We start from the raw sequence: 21,219 nt of genomic DNA, 5'->3' as shown, positions 1-21,219 counted from the left end.
GCTCTAAAACAGCTGATTCGCCGCTGGATCAGAGAAAGGCGCCCTCATCGGGGCCACGCACTTTCGCGCAAACCCCTGATAAACCGACTCATCAGCGGTGGGAGAAAACAGGGCCATGACCTCATCACCCGCCAGCGAAAGATCACCCCGGCGCCCGAACCCGAGACCAAAGAATGGCGAAAGCATTGGATGAATCTGAAACTTCCGGTGCACCGAGCCCTGATTTCGCGCTTGACGGCCACCTGGGATCTCAAGCAGGAGCCGATGCTTCACGCAGTTCTCGATTACGAGCGCTGCTGCCGGACTAACCCCCTCGAAGTTTGACGAAAAGGTCGTCAAGCTAACCTCGGAAGGCTTGTCGGAATATCGAATATCGCGAAGTAGCGATCCAAGTCTACGAATGGCGCGGTCACAGTCAACCCCGTCGTCACCCAACGGACGAACGTCGTTCAAATACCAGGCCGATGCTTCTCGCACGCCGTCTGACTGCGTGCCGACAGGGATTGGGGACATGCCTGTGAAAGGATCTTCTCCCCGCCAAGAAGCCCGTGACGTTACGTACTTCAGGATCACCAAGAGACTTCTGGGCAAATGCCCAGACATTCGGATGAATGTGTCGATTCCGGAGTATCTCTGCTCGGTCGACTGATCAGCGAAGATCTGGGCAATCAAATCCTTGCGCCAAAGGTTTAGAAAATTCATTGCGGTCCCGTCGGCAGAACCGTCTGCGATCGGCGCAATAAACTCTCGTGCAGCGGTGAAGTGTTTCGGCGAGAATACTCTCGAAGCGCTCCAACCCTGGTATGCCTTCAATATTGCGAGCTTCTCGAGTAGCGGATGACCCTCGAACCGAACAGCTTCTACAGCAGCATTTGAGAGAACCGCGTCTGAAGTAGCCCGTTGAACAGCCGAACGCAAACGAGTCAGATGCCGCCCCTCCCCGCCCTTAATCGTTTCAAGCAGGACCGCATCCATTAACGGTGAAGTGCGACCAAGATCCAGCTTACCTATCCAATTTTTCGCTTGCTCTTCCCGATAGCCGCTCGCCCGAAGCCGCCGTTGAATCATGTCGAAACAAAAGGTCTTGTAGGATTCCTCACTCTGACTATAGGCATGCTCGGGAACTACTTTCTTAAACTCGCTCCCTTCTCTGTTATCCTCGTCGGCGCTGAGCGTAGAATATGTGCGAATACCCCATTCCCGCGAACCGATCAGAAAACAAGTCGGAAGTTGCTTCTCCCGTACAAGTGTATTGATGAAGCGCTGCTGATCCTCTGTCAGATTTTCCAACTCATCCAGCATATAAGTGAGCTTAACCTCCGCGAGGCCGGGCAGAGTCTGCACTAAGGCGCCGACGCCGAATATAAGGCGCCCAGGGTTGAAGCGAATAGCAACATCTAATGCTTTTGTAAGAGGCGCATTATTAACCGCCGAGTCGACCTCACGCTGGACGTCAAAGAGCTGACTTCGCAGAGCCGATAGCGAGGCGCTCTCGCGGTGGTAGTTTAGGCCATCAACAAGAGCCATAGTTCCCTCTGCGAAGGTAGCAATGGCGTCCGTGCTCCAGATTTCATCCGCCCGCTGAATGTCTTCGAGTACATCTAGGAGCAACAGTACCAAACGCATTTCGAGCGATTGTGCGAAAACAGCACGCCAAGCTTCAAGCTCGATCCGCGCGCCCTGAAAACGACTGCCGTCGAGACCGCTTGCCGGCGCGTAGATACCAATATATCCATCCTGCTGAAGACGAGCTAGCACACTGCTAGTTGCTCGTTCCTTCTGCAGCGGATACGCGTAAAAGCGCATGAGGTGAGTTCGGCCTCCACCTTTCCCGCCGACGAGATACTGTGTAATCGGACTACGCGGGTCGACCAGCGGGTAATCCGCTGCAGAGAAACTAACAAAACGAACCGAAATCTCTTCATCTGTGAAATCAACGGCTTTAGTAACTTCAAATGGACTAGTCGTCATCCGTAAACCTTATCAAATCGAGGGAATACTGGATCCCACTGGACTTTCGTGTCATTGAGCCAGAATATCGGCAGCGAATTGTCGGGGACATTGTGCTGAAAGCCGAGCAGCAGTTGCCCATTCTTGTACCCCAGTGGATGCCCAGGGACCAGTTTAGACCCATAGGCAGAGGCTAATGCTTGAGCCTCGGCAAGCGTGAAGCCCGGTGGCGGGTCGACAAATACCCTCGACTGGTTGCTGAAGGCTTGTTCCGCATCGTCAACCTCGTGAATGGTCTCGACGCGGTCGAACGGAAGTAAACGAACCCTTGACAAAGCATTCGGCCGCGCGAAGAGCGTGAAGTACCATATTTCGAGGCTGTGCGGATGCGATTTAGCGGCTTCGCGAACAAACTCAAGAAGTTTGTGGCTGTAGTCTTGAGCTTGTTGCCCTGAGCCCATGAGGTCGTCAACGAAGACTAATCTTTTGAGCCCGGGAATAGCGATCTCGTTCGGCGCGACCCCGGGTGCATGATTCAATATCTCGTGTTGGTGAATGAATAGCGACTTAGGCAATTTATTCATCTGGCGAAAGTAATAGAGGAGGTGCGCACCGCTTTCGGACGGGTTGCCCATTCCGAGAAATCGCGTCGATCTCAATTCTTCCTGAAAAGATGCTTCGAGAGTTGCAAAGTCGCGGGTATCATTTTGCGCTACCCTTGCCTGCTGAATGAGCGGGTAGCGGAATAGATCACGATACACGGACCTCAACATCTCGCGGATTTCCTTGATCCCAAAGTAGTTGAAGTGACTAAGCAGGTGCAGAGCATACAAACGCTCTGTATCCACGTCGAGCACGGAGCCGTCAAAATTCGCCAACCATCGATTGACGTCAGCACCTTCTATGACACTATCCCAGACCTCACGCGAAAGATTACGTATCCGGGTTTGGAGGCGTTCTTCCAGAGAGGCCTCGGGTAAGGACGTGGGCAAATCAGTCATTCAAATTTCTCTCTCAAATACTTCAATGTACTCTGCTCGCGCTGGCCTTGTCCCATATCTACGTGCCGTCATCAGCGCGCGTCCTCGGATCTCGTCGCGAAGGCTCAGTGTTCGCTTGAGGCCGTTATCGAGTAACATCTCTCCTAGGAGCGAATACGTGTCTAGCTCCAGCTTTCCGACCGTGTTGGTGCCGGAGATAAGAACCACGCGTGCACCTCTTGCGCCAATGAGGCCAAGTACGCGCTGCATATCCGCGAAGTACGTGGCGTAGATTGCGCCTCTTTCAGGTGAGGCTTCGCGAGCTGCACTAACGGCCTGCTCGACGAGAGGACCGAAGAGATGATCGCGAGCGAGGAGCCTTTCAGAAGCGCTCAGATGCTCACGTCCTATGCTGCCACCCTCGAGTGCAATCGTTCCTCGATCTGATGCATGACCAAGCCAGCCCAGTTCTAAGCTTGTACTTCGAACATATTTCTGAGCAGCGCCGTAAGGTGGGCTTGTAAATATCAAGGCTCGTTCTTGATCAACTGCTCGGCTCCAAGCATCCTCAGAGCGAGCATCCGCGTGTATCACGCGGGGGCGTTCATTGATCGGGCCAATCCTTCGAACAGCCTGCGAAATACGGCCGATTTCGTTGATCCATACGCTCCAGACATCACTAGCAGTAAAGTGAAGCGGTACGCGAGGCCGGACCGGAACTGGGATCCGTCGATCCGTGTTTGCGACTTTTCGCGCCGTTAGAGCAAGGGCAAGAAAGAGTGCGTCGGCAAGCTGTCCGCTGTGCTGGCTGACGGTGGATGTCAGCCGCGCTAATGCGGAGTGCGCCTCCTCGGAGTACCAGCGTTCGAGATAGCGAGGAGTCGAGGCGCGCCTTCGAGTGTATTTCGCGGACTGCAAAACCTCATTCGCTAGATCAGTAAATTCGCGTGAATCGATAAGTGTGGTCTTTACGCGCGATGCAAGTGCGCCTATTGGGTTTTGTTCGATGCCGCTTGACGGCAGGCCGGCTCGCTGGGCCTCGACGAGTACGGTGCCGGCTCCGCAAAACGGATCCACGATGCGCTCGATGCCGCCGACAATTTGCTCGCACTGAAGAAGCATCCGAGGAATCTGGCGAAGAAGCCGCGCTGGATACGGGTACAACCCATGCGTGAGTTCATCGGCCGGTAGCGGCCCAACAAGGTCACGAAAGCTAACGTCAAGAGGTGTCCCGCTGTATTTGCGCTGCAATAAGTCAAGCGTGCCGGTCATGCCATAATTGATTGGTCGTTTTGAAATCGTACTATCGGAACGGGTCATGAGAGTTTTCCTACGCTGGCATGGAACGATCGAGGAACCGGTTTTAGATAAGACCATTGGTCCGCTCGTGCTAACACAAACTGGCGCATCGATACGCAGATTGGCCGTTCGGCCGCGCGCGGCCGTAGTCCAAAATTGCCTCTCATCGTCGCTCCTCACCATGGACATTACAGCGGAAACGGTGCGCCTCCAGGCGTTCTCGATGTCTTCCATGGCATCCCGGAAACTGTCCTCCGTGCGGAGGTCCGGGTGCTGGTGTTGCGCGGTGTGGCCGTAGTGAGCTTGCTGCAGGGGATCGCGAAGCCGCGGGCGGACAGGTCTGCCCCGTAGCGACCGTGACACGTGCGACGCCACGCTGGTCGCGGCGCGACGTATGGCTTGGAGAGACTGGATGGGGTCGGTGACCGCGACCTCGATCGGCTGCCCATGCGTCTGCTCGTTATCCTCTCACTTCGACAGCGGCGCGGCCTGGTCCAGCGCCAACCCGTGGTTGGGCCTGATCCAGGGCCAACCCTTCGTTGTGCTTGAGCCGTACGCACGTGAGGATCGCGGACTCCGCGCGGCCGGCTCCTTCTTCACAGTCGCCGGCTTGGTCCTGGTGCGGCTCGCGATCGACGCGGCGGACACTCCTGCGGAGGAGTCTTGCACCTACGAAGCGATGCAGTCCACGGTCAAGAGTTCGGCGCGCTGGTCGTTTTACATCACCTACTGCACGATCAGGCAGACAGTCGTCCCGTAACCCTCCACATCGCGGACCGGGATTGTGGCCGCTTCGGCCTCGTATAATGCGAGCGCGCGTCGATATCCGGCCCGAATGTAACTTGTGAAACGGGCCCCTGGGCTCAGTGAATAGTCTCCGCGCAGGCAACAAATACTATCGCTACAAGTAAAGACGCAAGTCGCGTTCGAGCAAATGCTGCTCTTTGAGTGCGTCTATTAGTCCTCGAAGTGCACTCAATGCATCAGCTTCGGCGTTATCGAGGTCGTTGGTATTAGCGGCCTTGTGCGCGGCTTCCAAGACTGCATGATACTTCGCGTGAATCTCGTCCTCACCGAAGACGGCGTCGAGCAGGTCAGCAAAATCTACGAAATAGCGATAGAGCGTGCCGATTCCCACGCCAGCCCGAGCAGCCACTTGGGCGGTCGTCGCTCTTTCTCGGCCAACTTCGACGATGATCTGCCGCGCCGAGGCGATGATCGTCGCCCGAGTCCGATGGGCGCGCTCTTGAAGTGGTTCTACCGGTGTACTGCGTTTGACGGAGCTGGTCATGGCCGCTACTTTGCCACCGATCCTGGCCAAACTGACACATACTCATGTGATAATTGGGGCGTCGCGATCAAATGCGATCCAGGCTTGACAATCGAAGCTGTGTATTTTTGAGGTCCCAATCGAACAACTTCGCATGCCACGTTGCAATAGCTAGGACAGATAAGGTCAGGTCGGAGGTGAGGCGAAAGCAGAGCCGGACTGGGAGAGAAATTGAAGATGGCCCTACGTCATTCCGCCGCATATCCCGCCATCCAAACCTCGAGTCCCGCCACACCTCTACGCCTTTGGGACGGGCAATAACCGTGGGTTAAATCCCGCACCAAAACAGTCTTTCTAGAAGTTATCGAACGTTCTACATAGAGGAAGGAAAACCTCTCCCGCACTTGCAGCCTTACTGGTCACATTGGTCGGTTGCGCAGTATTCTCTGCAGCTGAGGAAAGAGCGGTCGATCCCGACGCGGCAATCTTTCGCGTTAGAGGTTGTCCCGACTAACTTCGTCCTCGCGAAGCCGTTTCGACTAAAAGCGTGACCCCTCTTGCGTGGTGAATGGTGGACCGAACCGGACGTGATTTAGGATGCGCTTCAGGTCCCCATCGACGGTAACGGGCGAGAACGGATCGGGGTCAAGCCGCTCACTGCCAAAGCGATACGAGAAGACGTCTCGGAGGGTGCAATTTAGGTCATCGACAACAGACACTCGACCTCGACCCTGACGCTAAAATACTCTGGAAGTTCCCTCCAAGCGGTGACAGCGGTCGGGGCAATGGACGCTCCTACTTCCTTCGCAATCGACGTCGGGCTGATTGCTCACGTGGAGCTCGCCTCGACCGACGACGGGAAACGTACGGCGACCGCCAGAGATGGCTCGCTCGTAGTCGTAGTGGTAGCTGCCTGGGCGTACGACCCGGCCGGCGTTTTCGTGCCGACTCACTACGAGGTGGATGACCCCGTGATGCCACGGGCGACCAGTGGTCTGCCACCCCCGCTTCGGTACCGTCTCCCCCATGCCCGACCCCACTCCCGACACCCCCGAGGTCGCCGCCGAGCACCTCCGCGCCGAGCTGCAGCTGAGGCGCTTCGGGCGGCTCCGCCTCACCATCGACATGGCGCTCGGCAGCGGGTTCCTCGCGCCCTACGACCTCGTCGTCGTCCGCCTCGACACCGGCGCGGAGATCATCCGCGTGAAGGCCGATCTCACCGATCCCCACTACCTCCTCGGTCAGGTCGAGCTCGACCTCGAGACGAAGACGGTCGCCGAGTTCCTCGAGGAGTGGCGCCCCGCCTGACCGGGCCGGCACAGCCGCGATCACGGCGACGGGGACAGCACGGCGCCGAGGCGACCGGAGCAGGACGGCGGAGATCCGTACCCCCTCGCCTCACAGCCCCGCGGGAATCCTGTCCCGCTCCTCGTCGACCACCACCGGCACCCACGCACCGCGGGCCGGCCGCCCCGCCCACCAGACGTAAACCCCTGCAGCGACCACAGCGCCTCCGGCCGCGATCGCCCACCACGGGAACCCAGCGACGTCGGGCGACTCCCCCGCCGCGTCCACGTCCGACTGCGGCGTCGGGATCACCCGTTCGCCGGTGACGAGGATGCGGTGGGTGTTGATCCCGAGCGGGGTGCAGGTGACGAGGGTCAGGAGGTCCTGGCCGGGCTGCACGAGGAGGCTCTGCGTGTCCTCCGGCTCGACGACCAGCGTCTCGCGCACGCGGTAGGTGACCACCTCGCCGTAGACCTCGATGGTGAAGGTGTCGCCCACGTCGACGCGGTCGAGGTGGGTGAAGAGCTCGGCCGAGGCGAGGCCGCGGTGGCCGGTGAGCACCGAGTGGGTGGAGGGGCCGCCGACCGGCAGGGCGGTGCCCTCGAGGTGGCCGACGCCGCGCTCGAGGACGGCGTCGCTCGTGCCGTGGAAGATCGGCAGATCCACGTCGATGGCGGGGATCCGGATCCGGGCCATCAGCCCCTCGGCGTCGCCGCGCAGGAGGGAGGAGTAGCGCTCGCGGTCGGCGACCTGCTCGTCGTCGGCGAGGGGGAGACGCTCGTTCGCGGCGACGGCGGCGCCGCCTCCGCTGAGGCTCTGGTTGTAGGCGCGGGCCTCGACGAGGTTCTGCCGGAGGGTCTCGGCGCCGAGGTCGGTGATGTCCTGCGTGAGGGAGTCGATCTCGCGCGCCTGCTCGACGGCGCTGAGCCAGCTGGCGGCGACGGGGTACAGCAGCAGCGCCACCCCCGAGAGGCTGATGAGCGCGATGACCAGCGGGGCGATCGGGAGCCGCCACCGCGGCCGGCGGTGGATCCGCCTCCGTGGAGGAAAAGGGCTGGAGACAGAGGAATGCGGGGCACCCGACGGGTGCCCCGCATTCGACTTCGTCATGGTGTGACGTTACTCCGCGGTCTGAGCAGCCAGCGCGGTGCGGCGGCGCGAGGCGATCAGGCCCGAACCGATCGCGAGGGCGAGGAGCGCGCCTCCACCGAGGGTGAACCACTGCGCGCCGCCACCGGTGAGGGGCAGGGCGAACGCCGGCACCTGGGTGTGGAGGAACTCGACGTAGTTCTGGATCGGCGCGGTGGCCGAGCTCGGTCCGGCGACGACCTGCGTCAGCACCTGGGCCGGGGTCGGCAGACGGAATCCGGCGGGCGGGGTCAGCTCGCGGACGTAGTAGTTGCCCGGCGTGATGATCGGGATCTCGACGAAGCCGTTCGCTCCGGTCGTCCAGTTCTGGTTGCCGTTGATGAACACCGGGTTCTGGCCGAGGTTGGCGTCGTTCTCGGTGAGGAACACCTGGTAGACCGCACCCGCGAGCGGCACGCGGTTGGCGCCGTTGTTCTGGTAGGCGTACACGGTCAGCTGACCGATCGGGGTGCTGCCGGTGACCGTCTCCGTGGCCCCGTTCACGACGCTCGTCGCCGAGTTGGTGATGATGCCGTTGGCCGGGATGGCGGTGGCGCGGGTGAGCACCGTGAGGGTGACGACGCCGCCCTGAAGACCCTGGAGCTTCGTGAGGCCGGCCTGCAAGAAGTTCAGCGTCACGTTCCGGGTCGCGGCGTCGTAGCCGAGCGTGTAGTCGGTGTTCGCGATGAACGCCGGTGCGGGCGCGGTGCCCGCGGCGCTGGTCACCGTGATGCCGGTGGGCGCGACGCCGGCCGGGCCGGTCGGCAGGTAGGTCAGCTCGGCGGGGAGCGTGTCGGTGAGGGTGAACGCCTCCAGCGCGTCACCGGCGGCGAGCACCGGCACGTCCGAGGCGATGGCCCAGCGGATGAGGTCGGGGTTGCGCGCCTCGACCGAGTTCGCCGCCGCGGGGACGCGCGTCTTGGTGAGCTCCGTGACCGCGTTCTTGGGGTAGACGTGGACGTCGTAGATCCACTGGTTCGCCGGCGCACCGGTCGGGCCCGTCGGGAACGGCAGGGTGACGAGGAACGGCGCCGCGCCGTTGGTCGCTCCGGCGGGGAGCTGGGTCTCGGTCACGAGGTAGAGGCCGAGCGGCATGCTCGCGCCGTTGTTGAACACGGCCTCGCCGTCCGTGCCGCTGGTGGCGGTGAAGGTGTCGGCGGCGGTGACACGGGTCGCGGCGGTGCCCGGGGTCAGGTTCGCGACCTGGTTCCAGCCGTCGGGCGTGGTGAGGTCGACGCCCTGGACGCGCGCGGCGGTGAACACGGCTCCGGGCAGCGCGTCACCGGGGACCGTGATCTCCTGGCCGGTGCCGATCGCCTGGCCGTTGTTGGAGCCCAGCGCGAGCTTGTGCACGGTGAGGGTGCGGCTGATGGTCGGGTCGATGTTGCCGGGCAGCGTGACCGCTGACGCCGGCGCGACGGCGGTGAAGACCGCCGCAGCGCTCAGCGCGAGGACGCCGGCTGCGGCGGCGAGCCGCCTGGTGAGTGAGCGGGACATGTGATCTCTCCTACTGAGGTCGTGAGTGCTGGTGTCGTGGAGTCGAAGGTGTGCGGGAAGGGGTCTGCGGGAGAGCGCCGGGGCTCTCGGTCGGGGCGTCACCGGGAGGGGCCTCGCAGCCTCCGGCGCCGCTCCCAGAGGAGGAGGCCGAGTGCGAGAGTGAGCACCGACCCCCCTCCCAGGAGGAACGCGTCGGTGCTGGCGCCACCGGTCAGCGGCAGGCGTGTGGGGTCCACGGGGGCGTTGACGAAGCGGTAGACCGCCGTCTGACCGGCCGTGGGGGCCGTGATCGTCCGCGAGGCGACCGGGGACCACGTCGTCCCGGTCAGGCGCTCGAGACGCAGTTCCTGGTAGGCGAGGCGGCGGGTCGGATCCGTCGCCGCCTCGGACAGCGTGTAGCCGTGACCTGGTCGCACCTCGAAGGTGCTCGCCGGGTTGCCCGCGGCGACGTACTCCGCGCCGGCCCGGGTCTCCGTCGGGAGCGTCGCTCCGGCCAGTGCGGCGGGCGTCGCGGTGACGCGCCAGTCGGCCGCCTGGAAACCGGTCTGGGGGCGCAGGACCTGCTTGACCAGGGTGATCGTCGCGCTGGCGTTGTCCACGGTGCAGGTGACGGCGGCACCGTTCGTCGGGGTCACGTCTCCGGCCGCGCTCACGGTGAGGACGGCGCCGGTGTCGGTGCGGCACTGCCAGGGGCCGGTCTGCACGGAGGTGGCGGGGCCCCCGGTCTCGGCGAGCCGGTAGGCGGCACCCGGGGTGACGGGGATCGCCGACACGCCCGCGGAGCCTGCGCGGCCGGTCGGGCCGGGCAGGGCGCCGGTCGGGCCGGTGGCGCTGAGCGTGAAGTCACTGGGCAGCGCGCTGCCGGAGCTCACCGTCTTCACGAGCGTGAGGGAGGCCGTGGGCCGGTTCACGATCGAGCACTCGACGACCGCCGCGGAGGCGATGCCGGTGAGGCTCGCGCTGATGACGGTCCCGGTCTGCGAGAACGTGGTCGCCCGGGCGGTGCCGTTGACGGTGCAGGCGCCGCTGACGAACGCGAAGCCCGTCTGCTGCACCTCCGAGACGGTGAGCGTCGCCCGCGACGCCTCCGTGCCGAACAGGACGGTCCAGGCGGCCTGGCCTGCGGCGTCCGTCTGCTGGCGGGGCGACTGCTCCGGCAGCAGGGCGACGGTGCCGGCGGTGGCCGTCGCGGTCGTGCCCACGGTCCAGTCCACGCCGGGGCGGGTGGTGCCGGAGGCGTCCCGGATCGTCTTGGTGATCCGCACGGTGGAGGCGGGGCGCGGGGAGTTGAAGAAGGTGCAGGTGACGTTGACGCCGAGCCGGTTCGGGAGGGTGACCGTCCCGGTCGGGTTCGAGCCCGTGCTCACCCGCACGCCGTCCGCGTAGCACTCGTAGATGCTCGTGTAGGCGGTGATCGGGGAGGCGGAGCCCGCGGCCATCGCCTCCGAGACCGTCACCGTGCTGTTGATCGGAGTGGGGAAGGGGCCGATCTGCGCGGTCTGGCGGCCGGTGGTGGCGCCGGTGGTGGTGGCCGTGGCGAACGGCGACGCCGGGGAGCCGGCGGCGGCCGTGAGCTGGAACTGGTCCGCCGCGGCCAGGCGCCCGACCACGCTCTTCTGCACGGTGATCGTGGCCGGCGAGGAGCAGCCGGAGAGGTCGACGGCGTTGACGCTCACGCGCGGCGTGCCGCTGACGCGGGTCCAGGTGGTGGCGTCGAACTCGTAGGCGCTGCCGGGAATCGCCGGGGCGCCGTTCGCGGCGGCGACGTCGCCGTTGGCGAGGTAGACGGTTCCACGCGGCGAGAAGGCGATGCCGTTGATGTTGGCGAAGGCGGCGTCGGTCCCCGTCACGGCCTTCGCGATCGAGGTGTTCACCGGGAGGGTGCCGCCGGTCGCCGCGGCCAGGGCGTCGGCCGGCACGGTGAAGATCGCGGCGCTGCTGGCGTTGTTGACCGAGCCCGCGCCGACGACGTAGAGGTTGCCGCGAGCGTCGAACGCCATGTCGCCGTTGCCGTTGGGGGTTCCGGAGGTGGGGAAGGAGCCGACGAGGGCGAACCGGGTGGCGACGGGGTTGGCCTCGGTGAAGCTCCAGATGTAGAACTGGCCGCTCGCGAAGCTGCCGAACAGGTACCGGCCCGTCCGGAGGTCGACCGCGCCGGCGACGATGCTGCCGGTCACCTGCGCTCCGCCGGCCACGGTCGTGTACGCGCTGTTCGCGATCCTCTGGAAGCCGACCTCCGGCGTCCACTTGAGGACGGCGTCGACGTCCGTCGCGTCGGACGAGCGGTCCAGCGCGTAGGCGAAGGCGCCGTTCGCGCCGACGCCGAGCGCGTTGGCCTCGGCGGTCCCCGACCAGCTGCCGATCGAGGTCAGGGATCCCGTGACGATGTCGGCCTGCTGCAGGGCGCCGGCCGCCGTGAGGGAGTAGAAGCGGCCGGTGTCGCAGAACAGGCGCGGCGTCTGCACGGTGTTCGTGAAGGTGCAGAGCACCTCCGCTCCCGCCTCGCTGGGGATCGTGATCGACCCGGCGGCGGATGCTCCGGAGGCGATGACCGTGCCGCCGCGCGAGCACTCGTAGCTGTTGGAGTACCCCAGGCCCGCGCCCGCGGTCTGCGCCTCGGCGATCGTGTACGTCGCTCCGGACTGCACGGTGAGGCGGCTGATCTGCGCGGCCTGGATCCCGGTGGCGGTGCCCGTGGTGGTCGCCGACGCGAGGACCGTCGTGCCGCTGCGCACCGAGAGCGTGAACTGGTCGCCCGTGGCGCTGCGCACCGGCAGGTTCTTCCGGACGGTGAGGGTCGTCGCGGCCTGGATCGTCACGGACGTCGGGGCGGAGGCGATGAGGCCGGTGGGAGTCGTGGTCCCGGTGCTGTACGTCCCGGCGGCGGCGGCCACCACGTCCACCGAGATCGTGCAGGAGGTCGCGCCCGCGGCGAGGTCGCCGCCGACGGTCGAGACGGAGGAGGATCCGGCGGCCGCAGTGACGGCGAACGCGGTTCCGGTGACGTCGGTGCAGGACCCGCCGACAGCAGGCGTCGGGGCCACGACGAGGCCGGCCGGGAGAGCGGTCGAGAAGCGCCAGTCCGCTTTCGCGAGGAGGTCGCTGGTGTTGGTGACCGTGTAGGTCAGCGTGGTCGGCACCGTCGCGGTCGGCACGGCCTGCGTGAAGGCCGCGTCGAGAGCGGGAGTGACGTCGAGCACGCGGAGGTCGTCGACGGCGAAGGCGCTTCCCGTGCCGGTGACCGTGTTCACGAGCTGCACCTGGGCCGCCGCGATCTGCGCCGGAGTGAGGAGCGCGGTGCTCGTGCCGGTGTAGGCGGCGGCGCGGGCGGAGGCGGGGAGCGCGGGATCGACGAGCGCGCCGAGCCCGCCGACCAGCGGGAGGGTCGGGGACGTGTAGAACACGCTGCCGGTCGCGGCGCAGGGCACGACCGGTGCGGCGAATCCGGTGAGGACGGTCGACCCGCCGGACACCAGGTTGAGGGAGAGGGACGCGTTGTTCGTCCCGCACTGCCCGCCGGCGGCGTTCATGCCGACGGCGTAGTAGCGGGCGGCGGGAGCGGAGACGCCGATCCCCGCGGCGCTCTGGGCGACGGTCGTGCCGCCGGTGACGGTGGCGTAGGGGTACTCGACCAGGGCGTGGTTCGCCTGCGTGCCGGTGGTCGAGCCGTTGGCCGGTGCGGTGCTGGAGGTGGACCCCGGCACTCCGGCCGCCACCTGGCCGAGGACGTCCGCCATGCGGCGGGTCTCGCGTGCGGCCGACGATCCCGTGCCGACGGTGAGGAGGGGCCGGGTCGGGCAGAAGGCGGAGTTGGGGTACGGCGCCGTGTAGTTGACCAGGACGCCGGTGCAGTTCGTGGCGGTCGACCAGCCGGTGGCGGCCGTGTAGCGGCCGTTCGCGTAGGCGGTGAGCGCGCTCGGGGTGGCGGTCAGGCCCTGCTCGAAGGTCTCCGTCCACACCTGTCGCGGGGCCTCGGCGACGCCGGCCGCGAGCGTGGAGAAGCCTCCCGCTGCTCGCGCCGTCGCGGGCGGGCCGCGGTCCGACTCCTGATCGTCGTCCGAGGCCGCCGCGGGAGCGGGCGCCGACTCGGCGGGCGTCGGCTCGACGGGCTGCTCCGTCTGCGCGGCGCTGCGGGGCGCTTTGGGATCGGGCTCGTCCTGAGCGGGCTCCTCCGCCGTCGCACTCGGCGACTCCGCGGCCTCGGCGGGTGCCGACGGGGCGGACGTCGACGGGGCGGACGTCGACGGGGCGGACGCTGACGGGGCGGACGCTGACGGAGTGGGTGCCGAGGTGGCAGATGCGGAGGGGGCGGGTGCCGGATCGGCCTCGGGGGCTGCCGGCGGTGTCGGTGCGACGGGCGTCGCGAGAGGAGCGGGGGCGTCGCCGGCGACCGGATCCGCCTGGTTCGCGGCCTGAGCGGGAGACGAGGCGGAGACGTCGCCGAGCCCCCACGAGCCGACGAGGAGAGCGCCGATCGTCGCGAAGACGACGGCCCGCATTCCGAGGCGCGACGGCGATCGGTGCCGTGAGTGGCGGCGCCGCCGGGTCGTGAAAGCCATGGTTCTGCTTCTCAGTCGTGTAGTCGATCGTGGAGATGAGCGAAACGTCGACACGACGAACGACACGGATGTCGCAGCGAGTGCGGAGGCCCCAGACTCCGGAGGGGAGCACGCATTCCCCGCGGGCTTCCGAAGATGAACGTATAGGTCGGCCTCCCTCTCGCCATAGAGAAGTGAGCCCCCCTTGTCGGGGCCATAACCGATGAGAAAAGGACCGGGGTGAAGCCGAATATGGCGCCTTTCGACGGGTCCTCGCGAAGGAGTTCTAAGAAGTGAGCGCGCGCGACCGCCTCGGCTCACTCCTCCCGTCAGGTCCCGTGCAACGCTCGGGCCCCACCCGGCCACGTACTCGGTAGACGCCCGACCGACGAAGGATGGACCCGATGACGCGACCCACACTCGACGACCTGCTCTCCCGCAGCGACCCCGCGACCGACGACCGGGCGCCCGGTGTCCGCGCCGCCCTGCACAGCGTGATCGCCGAGACCCGCGAACGCGCGCCTCGCCGTCCCGCGCGGTCGAGGGCGTGGTGGCTGGCGGCTCCCGTCCTCCTCGTCCCGGGTCTCGTGCTGGCGACCAGCGCCGGCACCGACGTCCGCTCGGTCCCCGACTTCACGATCCCGATCAGCTACACCACCGACTCCGGCGCAGCGGTGTCGTGCTCGATCGACTACTTCAACGGAGAGATCGACTACCGCGAGGTCACCACCTCCGCGACCGCCTACCTCCGCGCGCAGGACTGGAGCGGCGTCGGCCAGCGGATCCACGACGACGCGCTCGCCTACACGACCGACCCCGTATGGCTGGCCTCGGACATGAACAGCGACGGCCCCGGCCTCTCGGAGGAGACGATCCGCTGGCGCGCCTGGATCACCGCGGCGGACGACCACATCCTCGACACGATCCCCGACGGCGTGATCGTCGAGGGCGACGGCGGCCTGGGCGGCAGCACCGACTGCACGGGAGAGCTGTGATGAGCGCCGGCGAGGCGGCACCGTCCCTGGCCCGCAGCGTCGTCCGCTCCCCCGCGCGCGACCGCGGGGCAGAGATCACGGCCCTGGTCGAGCGGGAGGCGCCGGACCTGCTCCGCTACTTCGCGCGGCGGACGGCGAGCCCCGAGGACGCCGCGGACCTCCTCAGCGACACCCTCCTGATCCTCTGGCGGAAGGAGCGGTCGATCCCCGAGGACGAGACGCGCGCGCGGATGTGGGCGTTCGGCGTCGCACGGCGGGTGCTCTCGGGCCAGCGCCGCACCGCGACCCGGAGGAGCGCGCTCGTCGAGCGGCTGGCGGAGGAGCTCCGCATCACTCCGCCCGCACCCGCCGACGACGCGGCGGAGGACGTCCGCGCCGCGATCGCGCAGCTGAAGCCCGTCGACCAGGAGATCATCACCCTCGTCTACTGGGACGGCTTCTCCCTCGCCGAGGCGGCCGAGATCCTGTCCCTCCGCGCCGCGACCGTGCGGAGCCGGCACGCGCGGGCGCGGGCGACGCTGCGGGACGCGCTGGGGGCGGCGATGTGAGGAGGGGTGCGAAACCCCTCGCCCGGCGCCCCCGCCTGAGTAGCATCCCCCGCATGAGCAGGCTCGTCGTCTCCGTCCTCACCTCGCTCGATGGCCGCTTCGAGGGGCCCGGGCACGACCTCTCGGCGCTGCCGTTCGAGGACGCGTTCAACGACCACAACCTCGAGCTGCTGCGCCGCGCGGGCACGCTCGTCTACGGCGGCCGCTGGTTCCGCGACAATTGGGACAGCTGGAGCGCCGTCGCCGCGGACGGGACGGCGGGCGAGCGGGAGCACGAGACCGCGCGGCTGGTCACGTCGCTCGACGCGCTGGTGATCAGCGACTCCCTGGCTCCCGATCCGGAGGCGCCGTGGGCCGCCACCACCCGGATCGTGCCGCAGAAGCAGGGTCCGGCCGAGATCGAGCTGCTCAAGCAGGGCGACGGGGGCGACCTGCTGATGTTCGGCAGCGGCACGACCTGGAACCCGCTCCTCGAGCAGGGCCTGGTGGACGAGCTGATCGTCCTCGTCGGCGCCGGACTCGCGGGCGGCGGGACGCCGCTCTACTCCGGGGCGCCGCAGCACGGGCTGCGCCTCCTCGACGCGACGGTTCTGCCGGGCTCTGAGCTGGTGCGGCTCCGCTACGACGCGAGCGGGGCCGGCGAGCGGCCGCACAACCTCCGCTGAGACAGGGCGGCCTCCCTCAGGAGCCCACGCCCCTCCTCTCAGCCGACGTCGTGCGCGCCCGAGGCCGGGGCAGCTGGTGAGAGCGAGCCTCCAGCGGACTCCTCCGGCCGGCGGAGTGCCCGAGCGCACAGCCGGACCCCCAGAAGCGCAGTCGCCGCGCCTCCCGCCAGCATCCCGGCACCCACCGCCGTCCACGTCGTCAGGCTGGAGCTCGGCGCGCCGTGCAGACCGTAGAAGAGCCCGACCCCGCTGCCGACCAGAGCGGCCGCGACCAGCGGGATCGCCAGCGCCGATCCCTTCTCGGACCGCGTCCACGCCGAACTGCAGAGAACGGCGACGGCGCCGATCAGCCAGCCGACGCCGGGGACCACCAGCCAGCCGAAGGCGAAGACCAGGGAGGCCGCGACCGCGAACCACGGGCGGTCGAGGACCGTCCGTTCGTCACCGCGATGGACTCCGGCCTCGACTCCGCTCGTCATGCGTCGGAGCCTACGGAGACGGCCCGGACCGTGGCACGAAGTGGCGCGGGATCGGCCGGACGGCGCCACACCCGCCTCCGCTCGGTCCTGAGGAGCCGGTCCTGCCGAGCCGGTCCTCGAGCGCTGGCACCCGGCCTACCTGAGGCACGCCTCGGCCTCCCTCACCCCGCGACCGTCAGCGACACCTCGACCGCCACGTCCTCCGGCCCCTCCCCCAGCACCGTCTGCCGCACCTCGACCCCGTCGAGCCGCAGACCGCGGTCTCCGGCGGCGTCGAAGAGCGCGACGATCGCCGGATGCAGGGTCCCCTCGGGCAGTTCCTCCCCGTCGCGGGGGCGCCAGGTGGCGACCAGCTCGGTGCGCGCCGGGAGGATCGCGGCGAGATCGGCGAGGTCGCCCTCCGCCTCCGCCGACGTCGGCCAGCAGCAGACGAGCTCCGCCGAACCCGGCTCGCCCGCCCGGAGCGCCGTCCAGAAACGTCCCGTCGGCCCGAGCCCCGCCGCGTGCACTCGGGTGGCGAGCGCGCCGAAGATCTCGTTCGCCTCGTCGTCGCCCGGCCCGTCGGCCTCGTCCAGGGCGATCGTGAGGACCTGGCCGACGTACGGCTGCGCCGACATCGTCCGCTCGGCGACCTCGACCGGCACGGCGAGCGCCCGCAGCGCCACCTCGGCGGCCTCGAACGCCCGGTCCTCCTGCTCCCGCTCCGCGAGCACGCGCTCCCTGTGCGCCTGCAGCGCCTCCGCCGCGGTGCCGGCTCGAGTCGCCGCCGCGACCTCGGGCAGCGGCACCCCTGCGCTTCGGAGGGCGCTGATCACGACTCCGGCCCGGACCTGGGCGTCGGCGTACCGGCGGTACGACGACCGCTCGTCGACCTCCGCCGGGACCAGCACGCCCTTCTCGTCGTAGTGCCGGAGCGCCTTCACGCTCAGACCCGTGATGCCTGCGTACTCCCCGATGCCCAACATGCCTCCAGCATCCCGTCTCCCCCGGCGGGAGGGTCAACGGGCGGCGATCGCTCGGCTCGCAGCCCCGACCGGCGACGCCGGCCGGCGACAGCGGGCGGAGGAGGAATTCCCTCACACCCGAGAAGCGACTTCCTGCAGGATCAGCAAGGAGAGGCCGGCTACGGCGAGCAGGACCCCCACGGCGACAGCCACGAGAACCACGATCAGCTTCGCGCGGGAATGGGAGACCTGAGCGCCCCAGAACGAATCGTCCCGAGCCTCAAGAAAAGCGAAGCCTGCTGCCGCGACAGCGACGACCGCGAATCCTCCTGTGGTCAACTCCGTCAGATATCCCCCGACGACTCCGGCTCCCACGGTCACATAGGAGAGGAGATTCGCGACCAGCACCTGAGGCTTGCCGACTCGTCCGACGGCCATGGCGGCGAAGATGACGATCGTGGTCGCGACGGGGAACCACTCGGCGCCGATCGCACTCCCGTAGGCGAGCGCGAAGAGGACGATCCCGACCACCGAGAAGACGGCCGCGATCGCGAAGACCACGGGCTTGGGCAATGGCGCGACCAGGTTCATCGGACTCCCTCTCTCACGCGGCACGACGTCTCGTGCACGTCTCCTGGTGAGAGTAGGGCGGCCGCCTCGGTCGGGAGACTTCAGGAGGCTGCCGAGCCGCGCTGCCGAGCCGCTCGGGGAGAGCGGACTCCGGAGAAGCCCCGCCCGATCAGTCGATGACCCACCGTTCCGTTCGCGGGTCTCCCGCAACCGGAACGACCCCGCTTCAGCCCTCGCGCCTCAGCCCGCGCGCTCACCAGCCCTCGGGCCCCGCGCTCCCCGCCTCGTACTCGTCCAGCGGAGCGTCGCCCGAGGCCCAGGCGGAGAGCACCGGAGTGATGATGCGCCAGCACTGCTCGGCCACGTCGCCCGGGACCGAGAGCAGGGTGTCGCCCTGCAGGATCCCGGCGAGGACCTGCGCGTAGGGGTCGAGCGTGGCCGCGCCGGGCTGCGCCGTCAGGGTGGTGCGCTCGAGATCGGTCAGCTCGTCGGCGCTGTTCACGACCAGGTCGAGGCTGACGTCGCCGCCCTTGAGGCCGATCCGGAGGACCGTCCCGGCGTCGCCCTCGGCCGCCTGCAGGCCGCGCGGGGGCGTGGCGGCGCGGAAGTGGATCGCCACCTCCCGGCGCGGGTCGCCGATCGCCTTGCCGGAGCGGAGGACGAAGGGGACGCCCGCCCAGCGCGGGGTGTCGACCTGGAGCAGCAGCTGCGCGAGGGTCTCGGTGCCGGTCTCGGGGTCGACGTCGGGCTCGTCGACGTAGGAGGGGAAGAAGCGGCCGTCGACGCGGCCCTCGGTGTAGCGGGCGCGGCGGGCGGAGGAGGGGTCGTCGCGCCAGAGCCGCACGGCGCCGAGCACCTCGGCCATGCGCGCGTGGACCTCGTCGGGCGCGACCTCGTCGGGGCGCTCCATCGTGGTCAGCGCGAGCACCATCAGGAGGTGGCTCTGCAGCATGTCGCGCAGCGCGCCGGTCTTCTCGTAGAAGGCCGCGCGGCCCTCGATGCCGAGCGTCTCGTCGTAGACGATCTCGACCTTCTCGATCCACTCGGCGCTCCAGCTCGCCTCGAGCAGGCTGTTGCCGAAGCGCAGGCCCAGCATCCCCAGCACGGTCGCGTTGCCGAGGAAGTGGTCGATGCGCCAGAGGCGGCTGTCGGGGAGGACCTTCGCGAACGCCGCGTTGAGGGCGATCGCGTCGTCGAGGTCCTCGCCGAACGGCTTCTCGATGGCGACGACCAGCTCCTCGGGGAGGTCGAGCTCGGCGAGCGAGGCGGCGACCTTGTGCCCCATCGCCGGCGGCAGGGCGACGTAGAGCACCGGGGTCGACGGGCAGGCGTCGAGGAGGGCCTTCAGCTGCTCCGGGTCGGAGGCGTCGGTGGCGACGAAGCGCGCGCGCGACGCGAGCGCCTCGACCGTGTGCGGGGCGACTCCGGCCGCCTCGAGGCTGCGGCGGACGAGGCCCTGCCACTCCTCGTCGGTCTGGGGCGTGCGCGCCGCGCCGATCAGCGTGAGCTCGAGGTCGCGCGCGAGCTCGGCCACCCGGCCCAGGCCCGGCAGCAGCAGCCGCTCGGTGAGGTCGCCGCCCGCTCCGAGGATCGCGATGCTCCGCCGCTCGCTCCCCAGTGCCGCGGCCTCGGGGATTCCGATCTGCTCCGTCATGGTGTCTCCCTCGTAGCCGTCGTGAGTCAGCGGCCACAGTACGCGCCGGGCCCTGGCGCGAGGCCGGGAGCCGGGAGGGGTTGAGGAAGCGGGCGCGGAGTGGCAGGGCGGCGCGGTCGGGAGCGAGAGAGCTGCACGACCTCCGCTGAGACGCGGCCCGCCGTGTCGGGGCAGGGAGCCCCTTCTCAGCCGACGTCGGCGCGCGACCCGCGGACGCCCGGCCCGCCGCAGCCGTCCCGCACAGCACGTGATCCCCCCTCCAGTGCTCGTCCGGCGGTACCCTGCCCGCATGCGCCTGCGCCAGGTCGTCCTCGACACGGAGGACGCCCGCGCCCTCTCCGCCTTCTACCTCGCCCTGCTCGGCGGCGAGTACCGCCCCGGCGACGAGCCGCCCGCGGACGGCTCGGACGACGAGGCGGAGTGGGTCGCGATCGTCACCGCCGACGGCGCGAAGCTCACGTTCCAGCGGGTGGCCGCCCTGCCGCGCGCGACCTGGCCGGAGGGGCCCGTCCCGCAGCAGCTGCACCTCGACTTCATGGTCGCGGACGCCGACGAGCTCGACCGGCAGAAGACCCGGGCGCTCGCTCTCGGCGCCGAGCTGATCGAGGACAGGAGCGAGGACCCGGAGGAGGCGCTCCACGTCCTCGCCGATCCGGCCGGCCACCCGTTCTGCGTCTTCGTCGCGCCCGACTACCCGGCGGAGTAGGGGCGCGCGGCTTCAGCGAGCCGCACGCGTCGGATCACATGCCGGTGATCGTGACCGTCGTCGTCGCCGCGATCACCGCGGCTCCCGTGACACTCGCGGCGGTTCCCGCGAGGACGGCGGCGGCCGCCGGCCCTGCCCAGTGCTGCGCCGCGAGCGACCGGATCGCCTGCCGGTCCGGGATGCCGGGCCTCGGCGAGAGCGCTCCGGCCGCGTCGAGCAGGCCGATGAGCGCCGCGTCCGACGGAAGGGGCGCCGTCCGAGCCGCGAGGACCTCGGCGACCCGGATCCGCAGCCGCTCGTCCTCCACCGGCTCCACGGCGGCGACCCGCTCGAGGAGGGCGGCATGCAGCTCCCTCCGCGTGAGGCGGGCGATCCACCAGGAGACGCTGCGCGGTGCTCGCTCCGCTGCGATCCACCCGAGGGCCCCGTCGAGCACGGCGTCCCCGAGCGCGGACCGCTCCGGCCCGAGGGCGACGGCTCCGGCGTCCACCTCGACGCGCCGCTGGAGGGAGAGCTCCGCGAGGACGGAGGCGGCCAGGACGGTGTCGAGAGCGCCCGACGAAGCCGTGGGCCGCCCGTCGCTCCGCCGCAGCAGGAGGAGGAGAGCGACGGGGAGGGGCGGCTGCCCGGCTCCGGGGGGCGCACCGGCCGGCGGGGTGGTGGGAGAGGGCTGTTCCGTGGAGTTCCGTGTCGAGTCGTCCATCCCTCG

General features: G+C 68.0%; 18 protein-coding genes. 6 read left to right on the top strand and 12 right to left on the bottom strand.

Annotated features, from left to right (window positions below):
* Positions 1–3 precede the first annotated feature (3 nt).
* From C5D50_RS16315 to C5D50_RS16305, 3 genes are read right to left on the bottom strand one after another with little or no spacing between them, the layout of a single operon-like run.
* The gene (locus C5D50_RS16315; RefSeq protein WP_146086881.1) at positions 4–1,971 is read right to left on the bottom strand and encodes a hypothetical protein; all 1,968 of its coding nucleotides are present in this window, start codon (positions 1,969–1,971) and stop codon (positions 4–6) included.
* A complete protein-coding gene (locus C5D50_RS16310; protein ID WP_146086880.1) occupies positions 1,968–2,951 on the bottom strand; it encodes a hypothetical protein in 984 nt (327 codons plus the stop codon). Before C5D50_RS16310 ends, C5D50_RS16315 begins: the two co-directional genes overlap by 4 nt.
* The gene (locus C5D50_RS16305) at positions 2,952–4,250 is read right to left on the bottom strand and encodes a site-specific DNA-methyltransferase (protein WP_146086879.1); all 1,299 of its coding nucleotides are present in this window, start codon (positions 4,248–4,250) and stop codon (positions 2,952–2,954) included.
* A 400-nt stretch (positions 4,251–4,650) separates the two neighbouring features.
* Between C5D50_RS16305 and C5D50_RS04310 the strand changes: the two genes are divergently transcribed.
* Complete coding sequence (locus C5D50_RS04310; RefSeq protein ID WP_146086878.1) at positions 4,651–4,989, top strand: hypothetical protein; 339 nt, start codon at positions 4,651–4,653, stop codon at positions 4,987–4,989.
* A gap of 141 nt (positions 4,990–5,130) precedes the next feature.
* On the opposite strand, the gene C5D50_RS04305 is transcribed toward C5D50_RS04310, so the two are convergent.
* The gene (locus tag C5D50_RS04305) at positions 5,131–5,520 is read right to left on the bottom strand and encodes a TetR/AcrR family transcriptional regulator (protein ID WP_104282833.1); all 390 of its coding nucleotides are present in this window, start codon (positions 5,518–5,520) and stop codon (positions 5,131–5,133) included.
* Between the two features lie 1,005 nt (positions 5,521–6,525).
* Between C5D50_RS04305 and C5D50_RS04300 the strand changes: the two genes are divergently transcribed.
* Complete coding sequence (locus C5D50_RS04300; RefSeq protein WP_104319433.1) at positions 6,526–6,807, top strand: hypothetical protein; 282 nt, start codon at positions 6,526–6,528, stop codon at positions 6,805–6,807.
* Positions 6,808–6,897: 90 nt separating this feature from the next.
* Here C5D50_RS04300 and C5D50_RS04295 read toward each other — a convergent pair whose 3' ends face one another.
* From C5D50_RS04295 to C5D50_RS04285, 3 genes are all read right to left on the bottom strand, one after another.
* Positions 6,898–7,896: a class C sortase gene (locus C5D50_RS04295; protein ID WP_104282831.1), complete on the bottom strand. Its 999-nt coding sequence runs from the start codon at positions 7,894–7,896 to the stop codon at positions 6,898–6,900.
* Positions 7,897–7,905: 9 nt separating this feature from the next.
* Positions 7,906–9,411: a SpaH/EbpB family LPXTG-anchored major pilin gene (locus tag C5D50_RS04290; protein WP_104282830.1), complete on the bottom strand. Its 1,506-nt coding sequence runs from the start codon at positions 9,409–9,411 to the stop codon at positions 7,906–7,908.
* A 98-nt stretch (positions 9,412–9,509) separates the two neighbouring features.
* Entirely contained in the window at positions 9,510–13,970 is a 4,461-nt protein-coding gene (locus C5D50_RS04285) for an LPXTG cell wall anchor domain-containing protein (RefSeq protein WP_146086877.1), read from the bottom strand.
* Positions 13,971–14,353: 383 nt separating this feature from the next.
* On the opposite strand from C5D50_RS04285, the gene C5D50_RS04280 reads away from it, so the two are divergent.
* Genes C5D50_RS04280 through C5D50_RS04270 form a run of 3 tightly spaced genes read left to right on the top strand, consistent with a single transcriptional unit; the run spans position 14,354 to position 16,157 of the window.
* Positions 14,354–14,944 (top strand): hypothetical protein, encoded by a 591-nt coding sequence (locus C5D50_RS04280; RefSeq protein WP_104282828.1) that lies wholly within the window; start codon positions 14,354–14,356, stop codon positions 14,942–14,944.
* The gene (locus tag C5D50_RS04275; protein ID WP_104282827.1) at positions 14,944–15,492 is read left to right on the top strand and encodes an RNA polymerase sigma factor; all 549 of its coding nucleotides are present in this window, start codon (positions 14,944–14,946) and stop codon (positions 15,490–15,492) included. The genes C5D50_RS04280 and C5D50_RS04275 overlap by 1 nt, the downstream gene beginning before the upstream one ends.
* Positions 15,493–15,545: 53 nt before the next feature.
* Entirely contained in the window at positions 15,546–16,157 is a 612-nt protein-coding gene (locus C5D50_RS04270; RefSeq protein ID WP_104282826.1) for a dihydrofolate reductase family protein, read from the top strand.
* A 38-nt stretch (positions 16,158–16,195) separates the two neighbouring features.
* Here the strand turns inward: C5D50_RS04270 and C5D50_RS04265 are convergent, their stop codons facing one another.
* From C5D50_RS04265 to C5D50_RS04250, 4 genes are all read right to left on the bottom strand, one after another.
* Entirely contained in the window at positions 16,196–16,636 is a 441-nt protein-coding gene (locus C5D50_RS04265; RefSeq protein WP_104282825.1) for a hypothetical protein, read from the bottom strand.
* Between the two features lie 161 nt (positions 16,637–16,797).
* Complete coding sequence (locus C5D50_RS04260) at positions 16,798–17,601, bottom strand: MerR family transcriptional regulator (RefSeq protein WP_104282824.1); 804 nt, start codon at positions 17,599–17,601, stop codon at positions 16,798–16,800.
* A gap of 111 nt (positions 17,602–17,712) precedes the next feature.
* A complete protein-coding gene (locus tag C5D50_RS04255) occupies positions 17,713–18,171 on the bottom strand; it encodes a hypothetical protein (RefSeq protein ID WP_104282823.1) in 459 nt (152 codons plus the stop codon).
* 232 nt (positions 18,172–18,403) lie between these two features.
* Positions 18,404–19,804 carry a glucose-6-phosphate dehydrogenase gene (locus C5D50_RS04250; RefSeq protein ID WP_104288934.1) on the bottom strand — a complete coding sequence of 467 codons (1,401 nt, stop codon included), beginning with the start codon at positions 19,802–19,804 and terminating at the stop codon, positions 18,404–18,406.
* A gap of 289 nt (positions 19,805–20,093) precedes the next feature.
* Here C5D50_RS04250 and C5D50_RS04245 point away from each other — a divergent pair, with 289 nt between their 5' ends.
* On the top strand, positions 20,094–20,510 hold the full coding sequence (locus C5D50_RS04245; RefSeq protein ID WP_104239613.1) for a VOC family protein: 417 nt from the start codon (positions 20,094–20,096) through the stop codon (positions 20,508–20,510).
* Positions 20,511–20,544: 34 nt separating this feature from the next.
* On the opposite strand, the gene C5D50_RS04240 is transcribed toward C5D50_RS04245, so the two are convergent.
* Positions 20,545–21,213 (bottom strand): GPP34 family phosphoprotein, encoded by a 669-nt coding sequence (locus tag C5D50_RS04240; RefSeq protein WP_181137286.1) that lies wholly within the window; start codon positions 21,211–21,213, stop codon positions 20,545–20,547.
* Between the last annotated feature and the right edge of the window lie 6 nt (positions 21,214–21,219).

Origin of the sequence: Rathayibacter sp. RFBD1 (assembly GCF_002932915.1) — a bacterium.
Taxonomy (GTDB): Bacteria; Actinomycetota; Actinomycetes; order Actinomycetales; family Microbacteriaceae; genus Rathayibacter.
The sequence above is the reverse complement of the archived record's forward strand: the minus strand, read 5'-3'. Positions and strand labels throughout refer to the sequence as shown.